Annotated in this window: 20 protein-coding genes and 1 tRNA gene; 10 read left to right on the forward strand and 11 right to left on the reverse strand. The window is 72.0% G+C overall.

Annotation, left to right across the window (positions count from 1 at the left end):
- Nucleotides 1-70: 70 nt before the first annotated feature.
- From IF89_RS0103140 to IF89_RS0103160, 5 genes are all read left to right on the forward strand, one after another.
- Nucleotides 71-2,191, forward strand: a complete 2,121-nt coding sequence (locus IF89_RS0103140) for a cell division protein FtsK (RefSeq protein ID WP_030760703.1) — start codon at nt 71-73, stop codon at nt 2,189-2,191.
- A gap of 275 nt (nt 2,192-2,466) precedes the next feature.
- Complete coding sequence (locus IF89_RS0103145; RefSeq protein ID WP_030760706.1) at nt 2,467-3,351, forward strand: bifunctional DNA primase/polymerase; 885 nt, start codon at nt 2,467-2,469, stop codon at nt 3,349-3,351.
- Between the two features lie 2 nt (nt 3,352-3,353).
- Nucleotides 3,354-4,829, forward strand: coding sequence for a hypothetical protein (locus IF89_RS0103150; protein WP_030760709.1), 1,476 nt, complete (start codon nt 3,354-3,356; stop codon nt 4,827-4,829).
- A 512-nt stretch (nt 4,830-5,341) separates the two neighbouring features.
- The gene (locus IF89_RS0103155) at nt 5,342-5,539 is read left to right on the forward strand and encodes a helix-turn-helix transcriptional regulator (protein ID WP_030760713.1); all 198 of its coding nucleotides are present in this window, start codon (nt 5,342-5,344) and stop codon (nt 5,537-5,539) included.
- A complete protein-coding gene (locus IF89_RS0103160) occupies nt 5,539-6,933 on the forward strand; it encodes a tyrosine-type recombinase/integrase (RefSeq protein ID WP_030760716.1) in 1,395 nt (464 codons plus the stop codon). Before IF89_RS0103155 ends, IF89_RS0103160 begins: the two co-directional genes overlap by 1 nt.
- A gap of 166 nt (nt 6,934-7,099) precedes the next feature.
- Here IF89_RS0103160 and IF89_RS0103165 read toward each other — a convergent pair.
- A tRNA-Arg gene (locus IF89_RS0103165) sits at nt 7,100-7,172 on the reverse strand.
- 326 nt (nt 7,173-7,498) lie between these two features.
- On the opposite strand from IF89_RS0103165, the gene IF89_RS0103170 reads away from it, so the two are divergent.
- The 5 genes from IF89_RS0103170 (at nt 7,499) to IF89_RS0103190 (ending at nt 14,441) form a co-directional block, all read left to right on the forward strand.
- Nucleotides 7,499-9,130 (forward strand): dynamin family protein, encoded by a 1,632-nt coding sequence (locus IF89_RS0103170; protein ID WP_420706863.1) that lies wholly within the window; start codon nt 7,499-7,501, stop codon nt 9,128-9,130.
- A 4-nt stretch (nt 9,131-9,134) separates the two neighbouring features.
- Complete coding sequence (locus tag IF89_RS0103175; RefSeq protein WP_030760722.1) at nt 9,135-10,979, forward strand: GTPase; 1,845 nt, start codon at nt 9,135-9,137, stop codon at nt 10,977-10,979.
- A gap of 99 nt (nt 10,980-11,078) precedes the next feature.
- On the forward strand, nt 11,079-11,486 hold the full coding sequence (locus IF89_RS0103180; RefSeq protein ID WP_030760725.1) for a single-stranded DNA-binding protein: 408 nt from the start codon (nt 11,079-11,081) through the stop codon (nt 11,484-11,486).
- Between the two features lie 335 nt (nt 11,487-11,821).
- A complete protein-coding gene (locus IF89_RS0103185; protein ID WP_234327646.1) occupies nt 11,822-12,901 on the forward strand; it encodes a thioester domain-containing protein in 1,080 nt (359 codons plus the stop codon).
- 67 nt (nt 12,902-12,968) lie between these two features.
- Entirely contained in the window at nt 12,969-14,441 is a 1,473-nt protein-coding gene (locus IF89_RS0103190; RefSeq protein WP_030760731.1) for a bifunctional phosphatase PAP2/diacylglycerol kinase family protein, read from the forward strand.
- Nucleotides 14,442-14,476: 35 nt separating this feature from the next.
- Here IF89_RS0103190 and IF89_RS40605 read toward each other — a convergent pair whose 3' ends face one another.
- The 10 genes from IF89_RS40605 to IF89_RS0103240 all read right to left on the reverse strand — a co-directional run bounded on the left by IF89_RS40605 (nt 14,477) and on the right by IF89_RS0103240 (nt 24,985).
- Entirely contained in the window at nt 14,477-15,049 is a 573-nt protein-coding gene (locus IF89_RS40605) for a hypothetical protein (RefSeq protein WP_051806743.1), read from the reverse strand.
- A 206-nt stretch (nt 15,050-15,255) separates the two neighbouring features.
- The gene (locus IF89_RS0103200; RefSeq protein WP_030760737.1) at nt 15,256-16,503 is read right to left on the reverse strand and encodes a tyrosine-type recombinase/integrase; all 1,248 of its coding nucleotides are present in this window, start codon (nt 16,501-16,503) and stop codon (nt 15,256-15,258) included.
- Between the two features lie 68 nt (nt 16,504-16,571).
- Complete coding sequence (locus tag IF89_RS0103205) at nt 16,572-16,808, reverse strand: helix-turn-helix transcriptional regulator (RefSeq protein WP_030760740.1); 237 nt, start codon at nt 16,806-16,808, stop codon at nt 16,572-16,574.
- Between the two features lie 460 nt (nt 16,809-17,268).
- A complete protein-coding gene (locus tag IF89_RS0103210) occupies nt 17,269-18,744 on the reverse strand; it encodes a hypothetical protein (protein WP_030760743.1) in 1,476 nt (491 codons plus the stop codon).
- Between the two features lie 2 nt (nt 18,745-18,746).
- The gene (locus IF89_RS0103215; protein ID WP_030760746.1) at nt 18,747-19,595 is read right to left on the reverse strand and encodes a bifunctional DNA primase/polymerase; all 849 of its coding nucleotides are present in this window, start codon (nt 19,593-19,595) and stop codon (nt 18,747-18,749) included.
- A complete protein-coding gene (locus IF89_RS0103220) occupies nt 19,592-20,275 on the reverse strand; it encodes a hypothetical protein (protein WP_030760748.1) in 684 nt (227 codons plus the stop codon). The genes IF89_RS0103215 and IF89_RS0103220 overlap by 4 nt, the downstream gene beginning before the upstream one ends.
- Nucleotides 20,276-20,357: 82 nt before the next feature.
- Entirely contained in the window at nt 20,358-20,528 is a 171-nt protein-coding gene (locus tag IF89_RS45800; protein WP_158717793.1) for a hypothetical protein, read from the reverse strand.
- An 11-nt stretch (nt 20,529-20,539) separates the two neighbouring features.
- Nucleotides 20,540-21,037, reverse strand: coding sequence for a hypothetical protein (locus IF89_RS0103230; protein WP_030760750.1), 498 nt, complete (start codon nt 21,035-21,037; stop codon nt 20,540-20,542).
- A 211-nt stretch (nt 21,038-21,248) separates the two neighbouring features.
- The gene (locus IF89_RS0103235; protein ID WP_030760752.1) at nt 21,249-23,357 is read right to left on the reverse strand and encodes a hypothetical protein; all 2,109 of its coding nucleotides are present in this window, start codon (nt 23,355-23,357) and stop codon (nt 21,249-21,251) included.
- On the reverse strand, nt 23,357-24,985 hold the full coding sequence (locus IF89_RS0103240; RefSeq protein WP_030760755.1) for a hypothetical protein: 1,629 nt from the start codon (nt 24,983-24,985) through the stop codon (nt 23,357-23,359). Before IF89_RS0103240 ends, IF89_RS0103235 begins: the two co-directional genes overlap by 1 nt.
- Nucleotides 24,986-25,047: the final 62 nt, after the last annotated feature.

The following is a 25,047-nucleotide window of genomic DNA, read 5'->3' on the forward strand; positions in this document are numbered from 1 at the left end:
CTCTCGCCAAAGAATGCCGGCCGCCCCGGGCTCCACTTCCCGCCTCTCGACGAGACCCGGAGGTCTCATCATGTCCCAGTCCGTTCCGGACGCGTCCGTGCACAGCCTGGAGGAGCACCGTGCCGCGAAGGACGCCGCGGCCACCCCGATCCAGCCCGACACCACGGACGCGTCGGCCGAGGTGGAGGCGGTGGACCGGCCGGACAACCCGCTGGCCGACTGGCTCACCGTGCCGGACGCGCCGCTGCTGCCGGTGTGGGCCCGCTCGTGGAAGTCCATCAACGCCAACGTCACCGCCCTGGGCCGCCTCACGTGGTGGCACTCCCGCTACCACTCCATCCGCGTCCCCAAGTACCTGATCAAGACCGTGCTGCTGGCCTGCCGCGGCTTCTACCGGGCCGCGAAGGGCTTGTGGCCGACGCTGTCGGCGCAGGACCACTCCGCGACCGTGAAAGCCCTGCGCGCCCAGGTCAAGGTCCGGCCCGAAGACGTCGACCTGGCCACCCGCCACCAGGCCGCGCACGCCGCCCGGACCCACGCCCGACGGTGGCGGTTCGGCGCCGCCGCCACAGCGGTCGCCACGGCCGCAGTGGGGATCGCGCTGGCCGATCCGCTGGTGCAGACCGGCATTGCCAGCGCCATCACCGTGCCGCTCGCCTACCTCGGCCGCGGTGAGGAGACCCAGCTGCTGGACCACGCCACGCCGCCGCTGCGGGTGGACATGTCCGCGCAGCAGCTCAACGACGCCCTGCGCGCGGCCGGGCTGATCAAGCAGGGCAAGGGCGACGACGAGGGACCCAAGGTGTCCTGCATCATGGGCCCGGTCCGCGACGGACGCGGTTGGGCCGTCGTCTTCGACCTGCCCCGCGGCGGCGGCAAGACCGCCTCCGACGTGCTGGCAAAGCGGGAAGTCCTCGCGCAGGAACTCGGCGTCGACGAGATCCAGATCGTCATGTCCCGCGTGAGGGCAGCGCAGGGCGGCAACGCCGGCCGGGTGTCGATGTGGGTTGCCGACGACGACCCTTACCTGGCCGATCCGACGCCGTCGCCGCTGGAGGAGCTGGAGCGGTTCTCGATCTGGGAGCCGATCCCGTTCGGGCAGGACGCCCGCGGCACGCGGGTGTCGGTGCCGGTGGTGTGGCAGTCGATGTTCTTCGGCGGCCTGCCCCGCCGCGGCAAGACCTTCACCCAACGGCTGCTGACGGCGGCCGGGCTGCTCGATCCGTGGGTGCGGCACTACGTGGCCGACTTCAAGGGCGGGCAGGACTGGATGCAGATGCGGCAGGTCGCCCACCGCCTCGTCCTCGGCGCCGAGGACGACGCGATCGCCGCGTTCAAGGACATGCTCCAAGAGCTCCTCACGGAGATGGAGCGGCGGTTCGCGATCATGCGGGAGCTGCCCACCTCGATCTGCCCCGAGGGCAAGCTCACCCCGGCCATCGTCGAGAAGTACAAGATGCCGTTCATCCTCTTCACCGTCGACGAGCTGCAGGAAGCCTTCCTCGCCCTGGGCGACGAGAAGGAACGCAAGGCCGTCATCGACGACATGGCCCGCATTGCCCGCCGCGGACCGGCCGCCGGATTCATCTCCAACTACGCCAGCCAGCGCCCCGATGCCGAGTCCGTGCCGACCAAGCTGCGGGAGATCATCACCATCCGCGCCTGCACCCAGGTCACCGACCAGACCTCCTCCGACATGGTCCTCGGCAAGGGCAAGGCGTCCATGGGCGCCGACGCGTCGGTCCTCTCGGAGGACCACAAGGGCGTCGTCGTCCTGGTCACCGGCCCGGCGTCGTTCGCCACGGTCAAGAACGACCTGCTCACCACGGCCGCGTTCAACGCCATGTGCGCCAAGGGCCGCGCCATGCGCAAGGACATCGGCCAGCTCACCGGCGACGCCGCCGGCGACCTCGCCACCGCAGCCGCCGAGAACGGCGTCCGGATCCCGCCGATCCTCTCCGACGTGCTGGAGGTCATGCAGCACTCCCCGCGCATGTACACCCGCGACCTCATCGACCGCCTCGTGAACCTCGACGAGGACACCTACGGCGACTACGACGCCGAGTCCCTGGCCAAGGAACTCGAAGCGGCCGGGGTCAAGCGCACCAGCAAGCAGGTCAAGATCAACGGCGTCAACGGCGCCGGATACCAGCGCCGCGACATCGAAGGCGCCGTCCCCGTCACCACCTGAGGTAGCGGGCCCCCGCCCTACCCACCCCGCCCCACGCACCCTGTGACCCGCCCCGGCTGGAGCCTTCCCGCAGGGCCGCGAAGTAGAGAGCCCTCTTTACCCCGGTAGCGGGGGCGGTAAAGGCCCCTGACCTGCGAGGTAGCGCCGGTAGAGGGGCCCTGGCGGGCCCCTGGAAACCCGCCCCACACCACCAAAAGCACAGGGCGGCCCCGTCTCGCCAAAGCCGGGCCGCCCTGCATCCCCAGTCCATCAAGAGACCTGTGGAGGACCCCAACATGACCCCCCCGACCGGCATCCCGCGAGACCCCGGCGCCGTTGCCTTACCCGCCACCCTCCACACTGCTCTGCAGCTCGCCGCACAGAGCCTGCCCGTGCTGCCGCTGCGGGAGGGCAAGGGCCCCATGGGCAACTGCCGCGCCTGCCGCAAGAACGCCTGCGGCGGCCGGCCGAACATGAAGACCCCCGGCCCCTGCAAGTGCCCGGCGCCCTGCCACGCATGGGCCGCCGCCACCACTAACCCGCACATCCTCACCTCACCCGCGTGGGCTCCGGCCTGGCGGCAGGCCGCAGCCGTCGCCTACCACCCCGGCGGTGCCGGGGTCACCGTCGTCGACCTCGACAACGCCGAGGCAGTCGCATGGGCCCGCCAGAACCTCCCGGTGACCAGGACTGTGGCGACCACGCGCGGGGAGCACTGGATCTACCTCGGCACCATGACCTCCCCCAACGCTGTACGTCCCGGCGTCGACATCAAGTCCGTCATGTCCTACGCCCGATGGCTCGGCACCGGAACCGGCACCATGGCGCCGCTCCCGGACGTCGTGCGTGCCCTCGCCGTGAAGGAGGCCACTGCAGCCCGGCCCGTTTCGAGCGCCCTCACCGTTTCGGCGCCAGCCGGGGGCGGGCAGTGCCTTCACCGCTCGCCCGCCTACCTGGAACGGGGCATCGCCATGGCGGAGCAGCGGATCGAGGAGGCCCCGGACGGCATCCACCGGACCGTGTACCGGATGTTCCTCGCGGTGCTGTCCGCGCACGGCCGCTGCGGATGCCTCACCGACACGCACATCGGCCGGTTGTTCACCGCCGCGCAGGCCAAGGGCGAGTCTCTGCAGCACTGCGAGGACGCCTGGACCAACGCCCGCACCCAGTTGGGGATGTGACCGTGACCGACGATGACAAGACCCCGGCACGGCAGATCATCACGGACTACGCGCAGGACCACTTCCGGTACTTCCGCACCACCGAAGGCACCGTCTACGCGCAGAAAAACGGCCACCCCGTCGCCCGCCCGATCCGCTCCCAGGGCACCACCGGAAGCCACCGGCAGGAACTCATGGTCGGCCTCTACAACGACGGCCACGGCTCCTTCAACGGCTCCGCCCTCAAGGAGGCACTCGACTTGATCGAAGCACTCGCGCTCAGCCAGGACGTACAAGCCACCCACATCCGCGTCGCCCCTGGGCTCGACGGTGCGACCTGGCTGGACCTGGGCCGCGACGACGGCAAGTCCGTCCGAATCCACCCCACCGGCTGGGACATCCGCGTCCCGGACCCGCGTGAGGTGTGCTGGCGTCGCACCCAGCTCACCGGCGAACTGCCCCTCCCGGAGAAGGACACCGACGGCAAGGGCATCGACGCCTTGCTGAGGCTGTGCAACTTCGCCAACGCCGAGAGCGAGTGCCTCGCCGTCGCGTGGCTCATCGGCTGCTTGGAGCCGTCCGTGCCCGTTCCCGCACCGTTCCTCACCGGCCCCCAGGGCGCCGGCAAGTCGACCGGCGGGCGGATGCTGGTGCGGATCATCGAGGGCATGACGGGTGACCTGCGCCGCGCTCCGAAGGACGAGGAGAACCTGATCACGGCCGTCGCCGCCGGATGGGTCACCGCGCTGGACAACCTCTCTCACCTGCCGCCGGACCTGTCCGACCTGATGTGCTGCATCGTCACCGGCGCCGAGAGCATCAAGCGGGCACTGTTCAGCGATGGGGACGTCTACCGCTCGCGCTACCGCCGGCCGCTCCTGCTCACCGGCATCGACGTGGGCGTCATCCGCCCCGACCTCGCCGAACGCCTTCTGCCGTTGCGCCTGGAGCGGCCCCGTGTGCGGCGGACGGAGGCGGAGCTGTGGGCGGACTACGCGCAGGTGCTGCCCGTCATCCTGGGCTCGCTGCTGGACCTCGCGGTGAAGGTGCGGGCGACCGAGGCCGAGATTCCCACCGACCTGCGGATGGCGGACTTCGCCCACCTCTGCGCCCAGCTCGACGCCGCCACCGGCCTCGGCGCGCTGGGCGCCTACCGGGCCAGCCTCGACGACCTCAACGACGACGTGATCGAAGGCGACCTCCTCGCACAGACCGTCCTCAAGCACGCCACCGGCCTCGACCTCGGCGAGGAGGTCCGGATGACCTCGACCGAGTTGCTGCACGCTCTCACCCAGCTCTACACCGGAGAGGACTTTCGGCCCCTGCCCAAGGGCTGGCCCACCACCGGCAAAGTCCTCTCCGACCGCCTCAAGCGGCTCCAGCCCACCCTTGCCGCCCGCGGCGTCCTCGTCGACTGGGGCCGCACCAGTACGGCCCGCTACATCGAGATGACCCGCCCGGCCGCCGCACCACCCGGCCAGCAACAGGCCGCGTTCTGACCCGCGCAACCGCACCACCCGCGTTCAAGCAAGAAGAGCACCCGGCGCCCCCGGGGGCGTGCTCCTCTTGCTGTTCCGGCGGCTTGCCGCCGCTGCAAGGGACGTGCCGCGCAGCGGCCCCCTCTTCACGCTCGAAGACGCACCGCACCACTACAGACACCACCCCTCTCTTTTTCCTAAGAGAAGAGACGCTGCGTCACCCACGTCACCACAGCGCAGGAAACAGCACGTGACCTGCGGCTACACCCGTGACGCAGACGGACAACGGCTACGTCATCACGCGTCACCCGCGTCACCCGCGCGCGTCACTCCGGTGACGGTGACGCAGGCCGGTGACACACAGCCCAGCTACGACGTCATCGAAAGCCGCAGGTCAGACCGGCTGATGACCCAGACGACGCGATGACGCAGAAATCCGAACCTCGGACAGATGCGGGAGCCCTGCGAAGCCCCGAGTCCATCCTGCAACCCACCAACGTGACCCCCCGACTTCACCCCGAGAAGGGACACCCATGCCTGCCGCGCCCACGTCCCGCGTGATGCTCACCGTTCCTGAGCTGTGCGACGAACTCGGCATTTCTCGCTCCACCTTCTACGACTGGCGCCAGAAGCGGCGGGCTCCCCGCTGCATCAAACTGCCGAACGGCGACCTCCGCGTCCGCCGCACCGACCTGGAGATCTGGCTGAACGAGTGCGAGGACGCTGCCTGATGGACACCACGTACGACGTGAAGCTGTGGAAGACCTCGGTGTATGAGGGAAAGAAGAAGACCACCCACACCGTCCGTTGGGAGTTGGCGGGCAACGAGTGGCGGAAGCCGTTCGCCACAGGACCTCTTGCGGAGTCCTTCCGCTCGGGACTCGTGACCGCGGCCCGCAAGGGAGAGGCGTTCAGCCTTTCCACGGGGCTTCCCGTCTCGTACCAGTCCGGCGCTGCCAGCGTGAAGTGGTACGACTTCGCGGTGCAGTTCGTGGATCAGGTCTGGGAGCGGACGTCCGCGAACAATCGACGGAACGTGGCAAAGGCGCTCACCCCCGTCACGGTGGCTCTGCTCCGCAGCAAGCCGTCCATGTTCGACGGGGTGGACGTCCGCCGGGCCCTGCGCGAGTACGCCTTCAACACCGGCCGGCGCGACGAGGCCCCGCCGGAGGTCGCCGTGATCCTGCGGTGGGTGCAGCGCAACAGCCTCACCATGGCGGCCTGGGAGGACGAGGGCACCGTCGAAGCGCTGCTCCGCGCTGCCGGGACCAAACTCGACGGCGCGTCAGCGGCCCCCAGCTCCGTCCGGCGGAACAAGCGGGTCCTCAATGTCCTGATCGAGCACGCCATCAAGAGGAAGGTGCTAAGGGAGAACCTCCTGCCGAAGGGCAAGGGCACCACGGCGGCCAAGACCTCCTCCGCCGTGGACAAGCGGTCGCTCCTCAACAGGGAGCAGGCCGCCGCCCTGCTCGCCTGGATTTACGCGCGGCCGAGGGGCGGCCGGCGGCTCCACGCCTTCTTCGCCACGATGTACTACGCCGGCGCCCGGCCCGAAGAAGTCGTGGCACTCAAGGTCGCGGACGTCCGCCTGCCCAGCGCGGACGCCGATGATCAATGGGGTGAGCTGCTGATCCATACAGCTCAGCCCGAGGTGGGCCGGCAGTGGACGGACACCGGCGAGGTTCGGGAGCTGCGGGGACTCAAGGGGCGGGCCGCCGACGACATGCGCACGGTGCCCTGTCGCCCCGCCCTCACTCGGATCCTCCGCGCCCACATCGAGAAGGAGGGGCTGAAAGCCGGAGACCTCCTGGTCCAGGGGGAGAACGGGGGACTCCTGGCAGGCTCGGTCATCCGCCGAGCCTGGAGGCGAGCCCGAGCGGTGGCTCTTCCGCCTCACGAATACGAGTCGCCTCTCGCCCGCCGCGTTTACGACCTTCGGCACACCTGCCTGACCAACTGGCTCAATGCCGGCGTCCCCGCCGCGGACGTGGCGGAGTGGGCGGGCAACAGCGTCCCCGTGCTCCTGGCCACGTACGCACGGTGCATCAACGGGCAGCTCGACGACCTCAAGCAGCGGATCGAGCGGGCAGGGGAGCTGCCGGATCCGGCCGCGCCCAGCACCTGATTTTTCACCGCGTATTCTCCGCAGCCACCCGCAGAAACCCGGTAGCAACCGGACACCGCTGGACCTGCTCGCCCCCGCCGAGGGGATCCGGTGATACCTGCTTCCGGCGCTACCAAATGTCCCTGACCAGCAAAAAGGCCCTCCCGTGGGAGGGCCTTCACATATGTGCCCCCGGCAGGACTCGAACCTGCGGCCAAGTGCTTAGAAGGCACCTGCTCTATCCACTGAGCTACGGGGGCCGGAAGGTGGCCCTGGTGGGCCTGGAGCCCCTGGTGGGGGTGGGACTTCGGTCCGTACCGGGTCAAGGATAGGGCTCCGGCCGCCTTGTCCCGGTTGCTTCACTCGCGGGCCACGATGTGGAGGTTCCGTGAAGCGGTCCCGATAATCGCAGGCAGGTGCGATTCTCGCATCGCTTTTGCGCCGCGGCGCCCTGGGTGTTGTGCACTCGTTATGCCTGCGCCCCACTCGTCCGCCGTGCCCGGAATGTCCCACTGAAGTCGCGGTCGGCGCGCAGGGGGCGTATAAGCTTCAAAAATGGTCCTAAATTGGGCATTCTTCGCATGTGGTGACCTTGGATGTTCGGCCTCAGCTGCTCGATGCCCTGTCCGCCCTGCGCGACCGGGTCGCGTCCGTACGTCTGCCGTTGCCCCTGCCCGGCACCCCACGGGCCCGCCAGACCAGAGCCGAGCTGCTCGCGCAGCTCGACGACTACCTCGTACCGCGCCTGAAGGCGCCCGAGGCGCCCCTGCTCGCCGTGGTCGGCGGGTCGACCGGGGCCGGTAAGTCCACCCTCGTCAACTCCCTCGTCGGACGCCAGGTCAGCGAAGCCGGCGTCCTGCGGCCGACCACCCGCACCCCGGTGCTGGTCTGCCACCCCGACGACCACCACTGGTTCGCCGGCATGCGCGTACTGCCCGACCTGATGCGGGTGTGGGTGCCGCACGAGGACGACGACACGCCGCCCAAACCGCCCGTCCGCGGCCGCAGACGCAGCCACACCGGCAGCCGGGGCGGCGCCGAGACCCGCGAGATGCGGATCGAGACCGTCTCCACCCTGCCGCGCGGACTCGCCCTCCTCGACGCCCCCGACATCGACTCCCTCGTGGTCGAGAACCGGACACTGGCCGCCGAACTCATCTGCGCCGCAGACGTCTGGGTGATGGTCACCACCGCCTCGCGGTACGCCGACGCAGTCCCCTGGCACCTGCTGCGCACCGCCAAGCAATACAAGGCCACCCTCGTCACCGTCCTGGACCGGGTCCCGCACCAGGTGCTCGCCGAGGTCTCCCGCCAGTACGGCGCCCTCCTCACCAAGGCCGGACTGGGCGACGTACCGCGTTTCACCGTCCCCGAGCTCCCCGAGTCGGCAGGCGGCGGCGGGCTGCTCCCCGCCAGCGCCGTCGCCCCGCTGCACGCCTGGCTGGCCCACCACGCGCAGGACCCCGCCGCCCGGCAGTACGCCGTCGGGCGCACCGCCCTCGGCGCCCTGGACTCCCTGCGCAGCCGGATGCCCGAACTCGCCTCCGCCGTCGCCGCCCAGCACGCCGCCGCCGTCCGGCTGACCTCCGCCGTCGAGGACGCGTACCGGCGCGAGGGCAAGCGGGTGCGCGGCCGCCTCGACCAGGGCGCCGTACTGGCCGGCGACGCGCTGACCCGCTGGCGCGGCTACCCCCTCGACACCAGCGCCGCGGAACTGCTGGACTCGCTCGCCGAATCCCTCGCCGCCCTGCTCCAGTGCGCCGTCGCCGCCGCCGACGAACGCATCGCCGAGGCCTGGCGGCGCGAACCGGCCTCCGGAGCGCTGGCCCTGCCCGCGCCCGACAAGGAGGCCGCCGAGCGCATCGGCGTGGCCGTACGCCGCTGGCGGCGGGTGCTGGAGGAACTGGCCGAGGAGGAGGTGGCCGGCCTCGACCAGCAGCCCGCCCCCGACGCCGAGGGCATCGCGGCCCTGCTCGTCGCCGCCCTGCTCGGTGGCAAACGGGCCCGGCCCGCCGGGGAGAAGCTCGCCGAACGGATCGGCGCCCAGGCCGCCCTGCGCCTGCGCGACAAGGGCGGCGAACTGGTTGGCGACCACCTCGACGAGGTGCTGCGCGGCGAGCGCGACCGCCGCCTGGCCCCGTTGGAGGCACTCGAAGTGACCCCCGAACCCCAGGCCGAACTGATCGCCGCGCTGTCCGTACTGCAGAAGGAGAGGTGACGCCGTGACCGCCCTGACCGACCGCACCGACGACCGATGGGACGACGGACTCATCGCGCGCTCCCGCCCCCGCCCCGTCGACGCGGGCGAGGAGGACGCCGCTGAGGCGGGCGACGAGGGCGACGAGGCGCTCGTACGGGCCGTGTCCGGCGCCGGCAGCGACGGCGGCAAGTCGGCCGCGCCCCCGCTCAGCCCCGAGGCGCGGGCCCTGCGCCAGCGCCTCGACGCGCTGCGCCAGCTGGTCGGGCTCTCCCGCACCCGGCTCGACGGCAAGACCCTCGCCGAAGCCGGACGGGTGCTGGACGAGGCCGCCGCCCGCCGCGGCCTCTCCCCCCAGCACACGGTCGTCGCGGTCGCCGGAGCGACCGGAAGCGGCAAGTCCACGCTCTTCAACGCACTCGCCGGGGTGCAGATCTCCGAGACCGGGCTGCGCCGCCCGACGACAGCCGCGCCCATCGCGTGCAGCTGGTCGGACGGGGCCGCAGGGCTGCTGGACCGGCTGGAGATCCCGGGGCGGCTGCGGCGCCGCCCCCGCGACACCTCCGGGGCCGAGACCCTGCGCGGGCTGGTCCTCGTCGACCTGCCCGACCTCGATTCGGCGCTCGGCACCCACCGCGACCACGTGGACCGCGTACTGGCGCTCGTCGACGCCGTCGTGTGGGTCGTGGACCCCGAGAAGTACGCCGACGCGGTGCTGCACGAGCGGTACCTGCGGCCGCTCGCCGGGCACGCCGAGGTCACCTTCGTCGTGCTCAACCAGGTGGACCGGCTGCCCGGCGAGGCCGCCGACCTCGTCCTGGACGACCTGCGCCGGCTGCTCGACGAGGACGGCATCGCACTCGGCGAACACGGCGAGCCCGGCGCCACCGTCCTCGGGCTGTCCGCCCTCACCGGCGACGGCGTCGGCGAGCTGCGCGAACTCCTCGGGCAGTTCACGCAGGAGAGGGGTGCCGCGACCCGGCGCATCTCGGCCGACGTGGACCGCGCCGCCGTCCGGCTCCGCCCGCTGTACGTCGCCGACGGACACCCGGGGCCCGAGATCGGGGAGGCGGCGCGCGCCGAGTTCGAGGACCGGCTCGCCGAGGCGGTCGGGGCCTGCGCGGCCGGTCTCGCCGCCGAACGGGCCTGGCGGCGCAACGCCGGCAAGGCCTGCGGCACCCCGTGGCTGCGGCTGTGGCGCTGGTACGAGAACCGGCGCGCTCCGCGCACCCTGGCCGGGCTGGCCGCCCTGGCGGCGATCGGCGGCCGCGGCCAGCCGGCCGTGCAGGCACCGGCCGAGGAGGAGGTGACCGCGCGTCAGCGGGTGGAGCAGGCGGTGCGCGTCGTCGCCGACGAAGCGGTCGCGGGCCTGCCCGAACCGTGGGCGCAGGCCGTCCGGGAGGCGGCGGTACGCGGAGCCGACGGGCTTCCGGAGGCGCTGGACGAGATCGCGGTGACCCTCGGGGCGGCGGTTGCGGTACCGACCGCCAAACCGCCGCGGCCCGCGTGGTGGCCGGCGGCGGTCCTGACCCAGGCGGCCATGACGCTGCTCCAGATCTTCGGCGGGCTGTGGCTCGTCGGGCAGATCGTCGGGGTCCTGGAACCGGAGCTGATGCCGCCGGTGCTGCTGATGGTGGCGGGCATCGTCGGCGGACCGCTCGTGGAGTGGGCCTGCTCCATCGCGGCCCGGGGGCCGGCCCGCCGCTACGGCCAGGACGCGGAGCGCAAGCTGCGCCAGGCGGCGGCCGGCTGCGGCCGCGCCCGGGTACTGGAACCGGTGGCCGCGGAGCTGCTGCGCTACCGGGAGGTGCGCGAGCAGTACGCCACCGTCGCCGCAGGGGGGAGCCGGTTGTCCACAACCCGCCAGTAATCCACAGGCCGAAGCGGGGGCCGGCCGGCGGGCGCAGCATGGCTCCCAGCCCGTACGGATGGTCCGTGCGGGCCGGGACGACGGGGGAGGGCGGCCGGGATGTACGACACCCAGGTGACGCTGGTGGGGTATGTGGCGACGCAGGTCGACTACAAGGAGACGGTGAACGGCCCGTCGGCGCGGTTCCGGTTCGCGGTCACGCCCCGGTACTTCGACCGGCGCAAGGAGGCGTGGACGGACGGAGCCACCAGCTTCTACACCGTCTGGGCACGGCGCACCCTCGCCGTGAACCTCGCCGGATCCGTGTCCGTCGGTGAACCGCTGGTGGTGCACGGGCGGCTGCGCGTGCGGGAGGACCCGCCCGACGGGGAGGGCAACCGGCGCTTCGGTGCGGAGATCGACGCGACCGCCATCGGGCACGACCTGAACCGGGGAACGGCGGCGTTCCGGCGGGTGATGAGAACCGATCATCCGCTGATGGGCACTCAGAAGGCGACGGTGGGCTGAGTGTTGGAGACGGATAGGATTCCCCGGTACTCACGGGCACCTGGGTCTTTGGCCCGAAGGGGAAGACTGTGTCGATTGCCGTTCCCGCATCCTCCGCTCCTGCTCCAGCTCCTGCACCTGCCTCTGGTTCTGCTTCTGCGTCCGCTCCTGCCCCCGCGTCCCTTCTTGTTTCCGCTGCGGCTCCCGCTGCTCCCGCACCCGCCGTTCCTGCACCGGCCCCCGTCGAACCCGCCGCCGCGGGACGGGGCTCCGCGCGCCGGCCGCTCGCGGCCGCCCTGCTGGCCGCGGCCCTCACCGCCGCGCCCGGCGCCCGGGCCGCCGCGGACTCCGGCCCGGTGGCACCCCGCGCGCCGGAGGGCGCGAGCGCCGTGCTGGACGGGCTGAAGACGTACGGGCAGGCGGTCCTCCACGGCGGCGACGGATCGGTGCGGCAGATCCCGGCCGGCCTGTACGAGATGCGGGTCGAGGGCGGCGGGATGCTCCAGACGTACGGGGTAGGGGTGGCGGGCACCGCACAGCCGCAGGCCCGGTACACCGAGAGCGGCTGGAGCGGCAGCCCGCTGGCCGGCAACGGCCAGGCCGGCCGGATCCGCTGGGTGCTGGAGCACTCCTACCCGCAGCTGAACGACCTGGCCGGCCTCGCCAAAGCGGCCGGAGCCGCCTCGCTCACCGCGGAGAGCGCGGCGGCCGGGACCCAGGTGGCGATCTGGCGGCTCGCGGACGGAGTGCGCGTCGAGGCGGCGGACCCGTCCGCGGAGAAGCTGGCGGACTACCTCCAGCGGGCGGCGGGACAGATGCCGGAGCCGCCCGCCTCGCTCGGGCTGGATCCCGGCGACGTGTCGGGGCCGGTGGGGACCCGGCTCGGCCCGGTGACCGTGCGCACCGGGGCGCGGAGCGTGGCGGTCGTCCCGGACGCGGCGGCCGTGGCCATGGGCGTCCGGGTGGTGGACGCCCAGGGGCAGCCGCTGACCACGGCGGTCAACGGCAGCCGGCTCTACTTCGAGGTGCCTGCGGGCACCCCCGACGGGACGGCCTCGGTCACCGTCCAGGGTGCGACCAGGGTGCCGGTCGGGCGGGTCTTCACCAGCGGGGTCCCCGCCCGGGCGCAGATCGTGGCCGGCTCCAGCGAGTCCGTCGCGGCCGCCACCGCGCGGGCGGCCTGGGCGCCGCCGCCGGCTCCCGAGACCGGCCCGGGCCCGGCATCCGGCCAGGGCGCGGCGGACGGCTCGGCGGCGGTCGCGCTGGGCGTGCAGTCCGCGTCCCTGCCGACGGCCTCACCGGACGAGGAGCGGCTGGCGACCAGCGGCAGCTCGGCCGCCACGCCGGTCATCGCCTCCTTGGCGGTGGGCCTGGTCGTGCTGGGCGGACTGGTGGTCCTGCTGCTGCGCAAGCGCCCCATCGACGAGGAGGAGTAGAGGAGGGGCGGACGAGGAAGGAGGGCGGGAGGGGATCCGGCAAGGGGATACGGGGTAGAGGCAGAAGATGGTTGATCAAGAACTGACCTGGACCGGCGTCCTCGCACGGTGGGACCGCCGGCTGTTCGACGCCGTGGCCCGCAGGCACTGGCCCGGCGCCGACCGCGTGCTGCCGCGCCTCGGGCGGGCCGCCAACCACGGCGTGCTGTGGGGCGGGGCCGCAGCGGCCCTCGCGGTCTTCGGTTCGGCCGGGACACGCAAGGCCGCCGTGCGCGGCGCGGCCTCGCTCGCGCTGGCCTCCGCCACCATCAACACCGTCGGCAAGTGGTCCGTACGCCGCCCGCGGCCGCTGCTGGAGGGCGTGCCCGCGGTACGGCGGCTCGCCGTGCAGCCGCACACCACCTCCTTCCCCTCCGGGCACTCGGCGTCCGCCTTCGCCTTCGCCGCCGGGGTGGCGCTCGCCTCCCCGGCCTGGGGGGCCGTGCTGGCGCCCGTCGCCGCGTCCGTGGCCTTCTCGCGCGTGTACACCGGCGTGCACTACCCCTCGGACGTGGCCGCGGGCGCGGCGCTCGGCGTGGGCGCCGCGTTCGTCGTACGCCGGCTCGCACGCGACGTGCGGGAGGCCCGGGCCGTGCCGGGCGACGAGCGCAAGGCCATCGGGGTGCCCGCGCTGCCCGAGGGGGCCGGGCTGACGGTGGTGGTCAACACCGGGTCGGGCACCGCCTCCACCGTCCCCGGCCTGCTGCGCACCCGGCTGCCCAAGGCCGAGGTGATCGAGTGCGAGGGCGAGGAGCTGCTGCCCGTCCTGGCGGAGGCCGCCTCGCGCGCCACCGTCCTCGGGGTGTGCGGCGGCGACGGCACCATCAACGCGGCCGCCACCGCGGCGCTGCGGGCCGACGTGCCCCTGGCCGTCTTCCCCGGCGGCACCCTCAACCACTTCGCTCTCGACCTCGGCCTGATCGGCCCCGAAGGGACCTGCGAGGCACTGGAGCACGGGGAAGCCGTCCGCATCGGAGTCGGCCGCTTCTCCCCGGGCCCCGACGGACAGCCCGGCTACTTCCTCAACAACTTCACCATCGGCGCCTACCCGGAGCTGCTGCGCCACCGCCTGCACTGGGGTCCGCGCATCGGCGGCGGCCCGGCCGCGCTGCTGGCGGCCTGGAAGGTGCTGCGCGCCGAGCGGCCCGTCCGGCTGAACCTGGCCGGGCGGCGCCGCAGCGTGTGGCTCCTCTTCGCCGGCAACGGCACCTACCACGGCACCGGCCCCACCCCCGGCCGCCGCGACAGCCTCGGCGAGGGCCACCTCGACCTGCGCCTCGTGTACGGCGGCGGGCGGCCCGGCCCCCGGCTGCTGGCCGCCGCCTTCGCGGGCCCCCTGAGCAAGTCCCCGGTGCACGCCGCCACCCACCTGCGCAGCCTGCGCATCGCAGACGTCCCGGAGGGCACCCCCCTCGCCTACGACGGCGAATACGCCAAGGCCCCCCGCTCACTCGTCCTCGACGCCCTCCCCGACGCCCTTACGGTCTACCGCCCCATCTGACCCCGCCCGGCCGCCCCACCCACCCGGGGCGGCCTTCACACGACGGGCGGGAGCCCGACCGGCTCGTCCGCCACGCCGAGATCCGCCCGCATGGCGCCGAGCAGCCTCTCCCACTCGTCCCAGATCCGGGCGAAGTCCGCGCGGATCTCGTCGAACGACCCGTTCAGATCCGGCCGGCCCTCCTCCAGGCACATGATCCGCCGGTAGGTCTCCGACAGCGTCCTCGTCATGCCGTTCAGCTCGGCCAGGACCCTCGCGGAGGCGACCATCTGCGCCTCGGCCATGACCGAGTGGTGATCACGCCGGGCTTCCTCCACCACCTCCCGCGCCTCGTCGGTCACAGCGCCCTTGTGCACGGTCCAGAGGAAGTTCAGCAGGTGCGTCCGGTAGCGCCGCAAAGCGGCGTTGACGTTCATGTAGCCCTCGCGCCGCCGGTCGAGCTCGGCGACCCGCTGCTCCCGCAGCCACTGGGCCTCGGCCTCCTGCTGCTGGCGCGCGAACTGCTCCACCTGCACGCGTGCCGTCATGCGCTGCGACAGCACGGACGCGATGAGCGTCCCCGTGACGCCCACGACCGCCGCCGCCAACCCTATGAGTGCGCTCCCCACCGAACTGAACCCCCTGAAAACCGGTCCGACCCTCCAGCCGCATCCTCCCCCGACGCGGGCGGCTCTGACCTACCCATTCGCCCGCGGGTATGGACGTACGGCAAGATGGGGTGTTTCTGGCGAAATCAGAGCCCCAAAGGGCCCCTGACCTGCGGCGGAACCGCCAGTCAGGGGCCGTCTCGGGGCCGTGGGCCGTCTGTGGGCCGTCAGGCTGCCTCAGGGGTGCTCCGGGGGCCGCCGAAGACCGCCGAAACGGCCGCGCGTGTCCGCTGCTCGCTGCTCGGCATCAGGTGCGTGTAGATCCGCAGAGTGAAGCCGGGATCGGAGTGGCCGAGGTATACGCTCAGCGCCTTGATGCTCTCACCGCTATCCAGGAGCACCGACGCGTAGAAGTGCCGCAAGGCGTGCATGCCGTCGTCTGGCGCCGCAGCATAGCGCTTGCCGCGCTCCCTGGCCGGGATGACGCCGGCAGACGCAAGGGCGGCCTTCCACACGTGATCGTCGAAGTAGCTGCGCCAGATGGCATGGCCCACAGCACTCGTGAAGACGAGCTGGCGGGACACCAGCGGCCCGTCCGGAGTCTTCCAAGGCAACTTCACCTCGACCGGCGGAAAGCGCTTCATATGGGTGTTCAGGGCCTCAGCAGTCACGGGGCTCAGGGGCACATCCCGGAGCTTGCCTCGCTTCGGCGGTGCGAACACGAGCTTCCCGCCAACACGCTTGACCTGCTGCCGTACGTAAAGCCACCCCGACGCGGCGTCGATGTTCTCTCGATCCAGACCGAAGATCTCCCCCTGCCGCAGGCCACAGCCACCGCCGACGTCCACTGTTGCGGCGAAGCGGTCGGGCAGGCCGGCCCGGACTGCCAACACGCGCTTCTCAGACCACGGCTGGACAAGCCGCGGGTCAGGCTCCGGTGCCTTGACCGATTGGGCATGGCACGGGTTCGCCCGAATCACGCCGTCGTCCTTGGCGGCGTTGAACAGGGAGGACACGGAGTCGTAGATGGCGCGCCGGTATGTCGCGTTGGGGAGCGAGGTCGCGAGGGTGCTCAGCCAGGCGCGTACGTGCTCGGGCTTGAACGACCCCATCGGGCGAGTGCCCAGATGGGGGACGGCGTGCAGGCGAATCCGCCTCTTCACCGCCTCCTGGCTGACGATGTCGGTCGTCAGGCCACCGAGCCACTTCTCGGCGTACTCACGGAAGGTGATCCGTCCGGCCTTCGGGTCGAAGAACTGCCCCGAGTCCATATCGGCCTTGATCCGGGTGAGCCACTTCTCGGCCCGGCCCTTCTCCCGGTCCGGGAAACTCTGCGACTGCTCGGTACCGTCGGGCCCGACGTACCGGGCGCGGTAGCGCATGCCCGTGCCGTAGCGGTCGGTTTTGACCCGCCGGGTCTTCCCGTCGGGCCCGGTCTCGGTCTTGTACCAGCGGTCTTGGATGTGGCCTGCCACGTGAGGGCCTTTCTGGGGAAGCGCTGAGGGCGGGCCCTGGTGGGCCCGCCCTCGTGATCGGGTGGTGGTTAGGCGGCTTGGCTGAGGTCCGCGCGCTTCTGCTCGGCGATCCAGGCGTAGACGTCGGCGGGGTCGTAGCGGAGGTGTTTGCCGACGCGGAATCCAGGCGGACCGGTGCGCTTCTTGCGCCACTGGTAGACGGTCTCCACCGGAACGTCGAAGAGTTCGGCGATGTCGTCGGGATTCAGGTATCGGTCGGGGAGGCCGGCGCGCAGGATGGCGCGGGGGTCGCTCTGAGCGGGCATTGCTCCTCCGGAAGCTTGGGTGGGCCCGTATCTGTCCGAGGTTCGGATTTCTGCGTCATCGCGTCACCTACGTCATTCAGGGACCTGACCTGCTGCTTTGGGTGACATAGGGGGTATGTGTGCGTCACCGGTCTGCGTCACCTGTGTCATCGGGTGACGCAAGGCGGTGACGCAGGTGACGCGGGATGACGCAGCCGTGGGCCGTCTGCGTCACCCGCTTATCCGCAGGTCACAGGCGGTTTCGCGGCTGATGGTGACGCGGGTGACGCAGACCTTCCCTTCTTAGGAAAAAGGGAGGGGGTGTCTGTTGTGGTGCGGTGCGCCTTCAAACGCGAAGAGGGAGCCGCCAAGCGGCACGTCCCTTGCAGCGGCGGCAAGCCGCCGGAACAGCAAGAAGAGCACGCGGCGCCGGGAGCCGGGTGCTCTTCTTGCTTGTGCGGGAGCGAGCCCGGGGCGTGGGCTAGAACGCCTCCGCCTGCTCGTGTGGCGCCGGGGGGGCCGGGCGGGTCATTTCGATGTAGCGGGCGGCTTTGGTGCGGCCCCAGTCGACGAGGACGCCGCGGGCGGCGAGGGTGGGCTGGAGGCGCTTGAGGCGGTCGGAGAGGACTTTGCCGGTGGTGGGCCAGCCCTTGGGCAGGGGCCGGAAGTCGTCTCCGGTGTAGAGCTGGGTGAGGGCGTGCAGCCACTCGGCGGAGGCCATCCGGACTTCGGCGCCCGGGTCGAGGCCGGCGGCGTGCTTGAGGACGGTCTGGGCGAGTAGGTCGCCCTCGATCACGTCGTCGTTGAGGTCATCCAGAGTCGCCCGGTACGCGTTCAGGGACGCGAGGCCGGTGGCCGCGTCCAGCTGAGCGCAGAGGTGGGCGAAATCCGCCATCCGCAGGTCGGCGGGGATCTCGGCCTGAGTGGCCCGGACCTTGACGGTCAGGTCCAGCAGTGAGCCGAGGATGACCGGCAGCACGCTCTCGTACTCCGCCCACAGCTCCGCTTCCGTCCTGCGTACGCGGGGACGCTCCAGGCGCAGAGGCAGCAGGCGTTCGGCGAGGTCGGGGCGGATCACGCCGACGTCGATGCCGGTCAGCAGGAGCGGGCGGCGGTAGCGGGAGAGGTAGACGTCCCCGTCGCTGAACAGCGCGCGCTTGACGCTCTCGGCGCCTGTGACGATGCAGCACATCAGGTCCGACAGGTCCGGCGCCAGGTGGGAGAGGTTGTCGAGGGCGGTGACCCATCCTGCGGCGACGGCCGTGATCAGGTTCTCCTCGTCCTTCGGCGCACGGCGCAGGTCGCCCTTCATGCCCTCGATGATCCGCACCAGCATCCGTCCGCCGGTCGACTTCCCGGCACCCTGGGGGCCGGTGAGGAACGGCGCGGGGACAGGCACCGACGGCTCCAGGCAGCCGATCAGCCACGCGATGGCCAGGCACTCGCTCTCGGCGCCCGCGAAGTTGCACAGCCGCAGCAGAGCGTCGATGCCCTTGCCATCGGTGTCCTTCTCGGGGATCGGGAGTTCACCGGTGAGCTGGGTCCGGCGCCAGCACACTTCCCGCGGGTCAGGGGTGAGGACGTCCCAGCCGGTGGGGTGGATGCGAACCGACTGGCCGTCGTCACGGCCCAGGTCCAACCAGGTCGCACCATCGAACCCGGGCGCGACCCGGATATAGGTGGCCTGTACGTCCTGGCTGAGGGCGAGTGCTTCGATCAAGTCCAATGCCTCCTTGAGCGCGGAGCCGTTGAAGGAGCCTTTGCCGTCGTTGTAGAGGCCGACCATGAGTTCCTGCCGGTGGCTGCCGGTCGTGCCCTGGGAGCGGATCGGCCGGGCGACGGGGTGGCCGTTCTTCTGCGCGTAGACGGTGCCTTCGGTGGTGCGGAAGTACCGGAAGTGGTCCTGCGCGTAGTCGGTGATGATCTGCCGCGCCGGAGTCTTGTCCTCGTCGGTCACGGTCACATCCCCAGCTGAGTGCGGGCGTTGGTCCAGGCGTCCTCGCAGTGCCGCAGGGACTCACCCTTGGCCTGCGCGGCGGTAAACAGGCGGCCGATGTGCGTTTCGGTGAGGCAGCCGCACCGGCCGTGCGCGGACAGCACCGCGAGGAACAGCCGGTACACGGTCCGGTGGATGCCGTCCGGGGCATCCTCGATCCGCTGCTCGGCCATGGCGATGCCCCGTTCCAGGTAGGCGGGCGAGCGGTGCGGGCACTGGCCGCCCCCGGCCAGCGCCGAAACGGTCGGGGTGCTCGTTGCGGGCCGGGCCGCGGTGGGCTCCTGCTGGGCGAGCGCGCGCACGGCATCCGGGAGCGGCGCCATGGTGCCGGTGCCGGGGCCGAGCCAGCGGGCGTAGGACATCAGAGACTTGATGTCCACTCCCGGGCGTACGGCGTTGCGGGAGGTCATGGTGCCCAGGTAGAGCCAGTGCTCCCCGCGGGTGGTGAGCACGGTCCGCGTGGTGGGCAAGTTCTGCCGGGCCCAGACGATCGCATCGGCGTTGTCCAGGTCAACTACGGTGAGGCCGGTACCGCCGGGGTGGTAGGCGACGGCCGCGGCCTGCCGCCAGGCCGGGGCCCACGCGGGCGAGGTGAGGATGTTCGGGTCGGTGGTGGCGGCGGCCCATGCGTGGCACGGCGCCGGGCACGCGCAGGGGCCGGGGGTCTTCATGGTCGGTCGGCCGCCGCAGGCGTTCTTCCGGCAGGTGCGGCAGTTGCCCATGGGGCCCTTGCCCTCCCGCAGCGGCATCACTGGCAGGCCCCGCTCGGCGAGCCGGAGAGCGTTGGCCAGGTGGCCGGTCAGCGTGGTCATGCGGCCACCGCCATGGTGTTGAGGTGGGTGAGGGCCTGGCGGCCGATCCAGTGGGTGTAGGCCGGGGGGATGCATTCGCGGATGCCGTCGCGGTTCATCCAGGGGACGCCCATGTCGGAGCGGACGTACGGGACGTTGGAGAAGTTGCCGACGGCGTGGTACCAGTCGCCGTCCCTCAGCGGGCGGCCCATCTTCGTGAGCGGGGCGGTGTGCGGCTGGTGGGCGGGCGGGGTGAGGGTGAAGCCGCCGCCGGTCTCGAACAGCCGGTGGCGGTAGGTCCGCATCCCGAACACAGCCGCGCACATCACCACCGGGTCCCGTAGTTCAGGTACGGCCTCTACGACGTTCTCGATGACCCACGGCCGCCCGGTGGCCTCCAGCGCCTCGCGGACGGGTGCGATCAGGTCGGGGTGTTCGCGGCCCTGGATCTTCTGCGTGCGGGAGTAACGCTGGCAGGGCGGGGAGGCGTGGATGAAGTCGAACCCGGCACCGAACTCGCGAATGAACGCGACGGCGTCGCCCTGGTGGAAGCCGAGCGGGTAGCGGGTCTGCGCGGTCAGGTCGACGCCGGTCACGTCGAATCCGGCCCGGTGGTAGCCCATGCCTGCGCCGCCCTGGCAGCAGAACGCGTCCAGTAACAGCGGCCGGTGCTCTCGCCGGATGTGGGTGAGGTGGGTCATGCTGGAGTCCTCCACAGGTCTTGGATGGGTTGTGGATGAGGGCGGCCCGGTCTTTGGCGAGAGGGGGCCGCCCTCGTTGTGTTCAGTGGCGGGTGTGGTCGGTGGCCAGGTCGGTCAGCCGCTTGGCCTCGTCGGGGGTGACGTGGCGGTAGCGGACCGAGACCCGGCAACCGGGGTGCGGGCAGCGCACGGTGCGCATGCCGGTGAGCAGTGCGAGCGCGTCGGCGGCGCGCTCGGGCAGGGGCTGGTTCACGCGGTGGCCTTTCAGCGGTTGTTGAAGGTGCCGGTGGCGCGGCCGAAGACTCCGGTCGCGGTGATGTTCTGGGTGATGTGGTGGACAGGCCCCGCTCCCCGTCCGCCGCGGCTGCGGCCGGTGCGGAGGAGGAGCGTGGCGAGGCCGCCGGCGGCGATGACGGCGACGGTGGCCCAGAGGGCTTCGGCCATGGCGAGGACTCCCGGGGCGGCGTAGGAGATCCCGACCCCGGCGGCGGCGATCCCGCCGCCAAGCGTCGGGGCGAGGAGCGCGGTGGTCTTGGCCCAGCGCGGAATCGGCTCCCGGACCGGTTCCGGTTCGGGAGTCGGGGCGTAGTGCGGCTGGGTGTAGGCGAGGGTGCGGATCCCGTTGGGGAGGGTCACCCAGTCGATGCCGGGCGGGACCTCGGTCGGCAGCAGGACGGTGTGCGGCTCGACCGGTAGGGGGCGGTGGATGGGGTCGCCGTAGCGGGTGGCGGGGGTGAGCGGCTGGTGGGGTTCGGTGTGCACAACGTGGTCCCTTCAACGGGACGGGCACCACACCTCAACGTTGAGGTGTGGTGCCCGTGCGGCTTGTCGCCTGCTTGTCGTCCCGCTTGTCGTGTGCCCTGTCTTGTCGCTTGTCTTGTCGCTTGTCGCCCCCGAGGTCAAAGCCCGTTTCCGGCCCTCCAGAGGGCCGGGGAGAGGTCTTGGCGTTGGGGAGGCGACAAGCGACAAGGGGTCACGCGTCGGGGGCGTGGTTGCGGTGGACGTAGCGGGTCTTCGTGCCCGCCCCGACCCGCACCGCCAGGCCCTCGTCCGCCCACTCCTGGAGCCACCCACTGATCGTCTGCCGGTTGGTGCCGTAGGTGTCGGCGAGGGCTCGGGCGATCGCCGATGCCCCGGTGCCCTCGGGCCCGGCCGCCTCCAGAGCGGCGAGGGCAGCCGCCTGTGCGGCGTTGTCCTGCTCCCCTCGCAGAGCAGACAGGTTCAACCCGCCCGGCACCGCCTTGGGCGCCGGAGGGGATTCCGATTCCGGGTCGGGGGTGGTGGCGAACTGGGCGTCGATCTGCGCCCGGAAAGCCTCGGCCAGCCGGTCCTCATGCGACGCGGTCGCCGTGGGCTGCCGGTGGGCGCTCAGGTTCAGCCCACCCGCCGGCGCGGCGGTCGCCGTGGTGTCGTGCGGGCTGCCCGAGTCGTCGGTGTGGTCGTTGATCCAGGCGGTGCGGGTGGTGTCCCAGCGGCGGGCGTAGTCGGGCCCGGCGGCCTTGGCGGAGATGTCGTCCAGGCGGGGGTGTCGGTCGGAGGTCGCGTGGACGATGTCTCGGATCTGGGCGGGCTTGATCCGCCAAGACTTGAACAGGGCGGCCGGGGATTCGGGGGTGCCGAGGAACCCGGCGCCCTTGTAGGGGGCCTGCTCGATGCTCAGTCCGCGGCGGCCGGGGAAGAGCTTGGCCAGGTCCATGCCCTCCTTCTCACCACCAGTCAGCGCGATACGGACCTTCGCTTCCCGGCGGATCATCAGGTTTCCGAGCACCGCCCCGGTGGCGCCGAGCGCGGTGAGGAAGGTGCGCAGGCCCATGGCGCGGGAGATCCGGATGACTTCCAGGATCTTCGCCGCGAGTGCCTTCATGGCCTTGTCGCGGCTGGCGAGGATCTCGGCGCCCTCGTCGATGATCAGCTCGATCTGCGGGATCCGACGGCTGATGGGCAGCAGGTCGGTGTCGGCGTCGGCCATGAGCTGCTGGTAGGCGACCTTCCGCCGTTTGGCGATCGCGATCGCCGCGTCGAGCATCCGGTGGGCTTCCTCCGGGGTGGAGGCGAGCCAGTCGATTCCGGGCCGGACCACCTGGCCGTCGGTGGGGGTGAGGGCGGGGCGGACCCAGGGCAGGCCGGCGGATCCGGCGTTGAGGTCGATGACCCAGCCGAGCATGTCCTCGGCGCGGGCTACGGCCCCGATGAAGGTGTGGACGAAGTTGGTCTTGCCCGATCCGGTGGGGCCGACCGCGATCGCGCACTGCTCCCGCAGGAACGCATCCGCAGACCGGCCGTCGGTCCGCACCCCCAGCGGCAAGCCGGTGTGGACCGACAGGGGGCCGTAGTCGGTGGGGTAGGCGATGTCCTCGGCCAGGACGTTGACGGTGGTGACGTCGATCAGCACCCGGCCCTGGTTGATGCCGGCGGACGCGGCGGCAGTGCAGCCGTTCGGCAGCCGCGCATCGGCGGAGAGGGCGGCGTTGTACTGGGCGACCTTGTGCCAGGTCGCCCCGCCGGGCGGCAGGTCGGCGTCGATCGTGAACCCTGTCCCGGTCGGCCACGTCTCCACCGCGAGGATCCGCAGCGTGAGCCCGCACACCCGCTGCACCCGGTCCACCCACTCCGCGGCGATCGCACGGCGTTCGGCGGACAGTTCACGGGCGACCTGCCGTTCCGCGGCGGCGATGGCCTCCAGCTCCCTGGCCTCCTCGTAGAAGCCGACCGAGCGGGCGGCAGCGCCCATGCTGACGCCGAGCACGGCCAGGGCGCCGAGCTTGGTCCACTCCAGCGGCCCCGTCGCCAGAGCCCAGGTGGTCCAGCCGGATCCGAGGAGCCAGGACGCGGCGCGGGAGGTGATGGTCCGGCCGGCCAGCTTCTGTCGCAGGCCCGACGCGGTGTGCCCGATCGCGCCGACCGTGCCGACGGCGAGGGCCCAGCCGGGGGGCATGTGGGCGAGGGTACCGACCGTGGCCACCGCGTACGCGCCCGTGGTCGCCGACAGCGCCCCGGTGACCGGGCCGTGCCCGGCCGCCCAGTCCAGAGCCAGGCCCCGATGCTCGACCGCTTTCGTCTTGCCCTTGGTCTTGGTGGCCATCAGACGTTCCAGCCCTTCTCGGCATCGGGGCCGTTGCGGGGGTCTTCGTGGCGGGCGATGTCGGCCTCGTGGGCCTGCCGGAACACCGGACCGAGGTCCTCGGCGACGGCGGTGGCAGAGTTGAGGGCGCCGTAGATGTCGGCGAACCCGTCCGCCACCTCCTTCTCCAGCGGGAACTCGCTGTCGGAGCGCTCGGCGAGGATCTGCATGATGTTCGCGATGGAGGCCAGGGCCTCGGGGAGGCCTTCGACCATGGCGAGGATCTCCATGGCGTTCTCGGGCTCGTAGGCCTGCGCGGCCTGCTCCATCTCCGCGGCCAGTTCCTCGAACCTGAACCCAGACGTGCTGCTGTCCATCAGCTGTACTCCTTCACCAGAGTGGGGTGCGGGGGTGGGGGTGTCGGGACGCTCGGCGCGGTCGCCGAGCCGGTCGCCTTCGGTGTCCTGCTCGTGTTCGGCGTCGGCCTGCTCCTCGGCGGCCCGCTCGGCGTCCTCAAGCCCGTTGTGGATGTCCGCGTCCCGGTCTTCGCGCTCGGCGCGGGCTCGGCCGAGCAGGTAGCGGTAGAGGCGGCGGCCGGGGTGTTGCAGCCACGCCCAGCCGAGCTTCCGGCCGAGCGGCGTGGTCACCATCCCGAGCAGGCCGAGCGCACCGCCGAGGGCGGCGGCCAGGGCCCGGCGGGCGTGAAAGCGGGCCGCGGATCGGCGCAGCGCCTTCCGGGCCACTTTCTGGGCGGGGGCTTTGAGCTGCGCGACCCGCGCCCGGTGCGCGGCCTCACGGACGCCCGCCCGGCCGTTGGCCACGGCGCGGCCGGCGGCCCGGTCCCGCGCGCTGCGGGTGGCGGCGGCGGCCTTGTCGCGGACCGCCGCGGCCTTGGTCATGCCCTTGGCCAGCGTGCGGGCAGCAGGACCACGGGGCTTCGCCCCGGCGGCGGTGGCCGTACGCTCGGCGGCTTTGGCGGCGCGGCGGGTGTCGGCGACCTGCCGGCGCGCCTGCACCGCCGCCGTACGAGCTGCGGCCTTGGTGGGGGACTGGGTACGGGCCTGCTGGCGCAGCGCGTGCACCTGACCGGCCCGGCCACCGGCCAGACCACCCGCCGCGTGTGCGGCGCGCTGCCGGACCGACGGCTTACCGGGCGTGTTGTGCTTGCCGACCGAACCGCCGGACCGGGCCAAGCCACCCGGGTCGCCCGCTCGCTGGTTGCTGCGGCCGCCTGCGGACTTGCGGAAGCCACCGCCGCCGGGCGTTCGGGGCGTGGTGCGAGGTTGCGCCGGGATGCGGCCCAAGGGGCCACGCCCCGCGCCACCGCTTGTGTTCTTGGCTGTCGCCTGGGAGGTCTTGGCCGGGGCCTTCTTGCTGCTGTCCTTGTTGCGGTGGTGGGCGGCGGCGGTGCCGAGGACGGCGGCGCCGGTCATCGCGATCGCCGCGGCGACCGGCCCACCGGCGAGCGCGGCCGTGGCGAACAGACTGGCCGCGGTGTTCGTCCCCGACAGGGACAGCGGTACCACGGGGAAACCGCCCGGGGTGTGCTCCACCTCCTTCCCGGCCTTCGGACTGCCGGTGTCTGCGGGTACCGGGGTGGGGGTGGCTTCTTCGGGGGGAGCCTGCGGTTCGGTGATGGTTTCGGTCATGCTGAACGTGCTCCTTCACGGGAGAGAGAGCCCGGCCGGCGCTGTAGGAGGCTGGCGGCCGG

Origin of the sequence: Streptomyces sp. NRRL F-2664, assembly GCF_000719345.1 — a bacterium.
GTDB lineage: Bacteria > Actinomycetota > Actinomycetes > Streptomycetales > Streptomycetaceae > Streptomyces.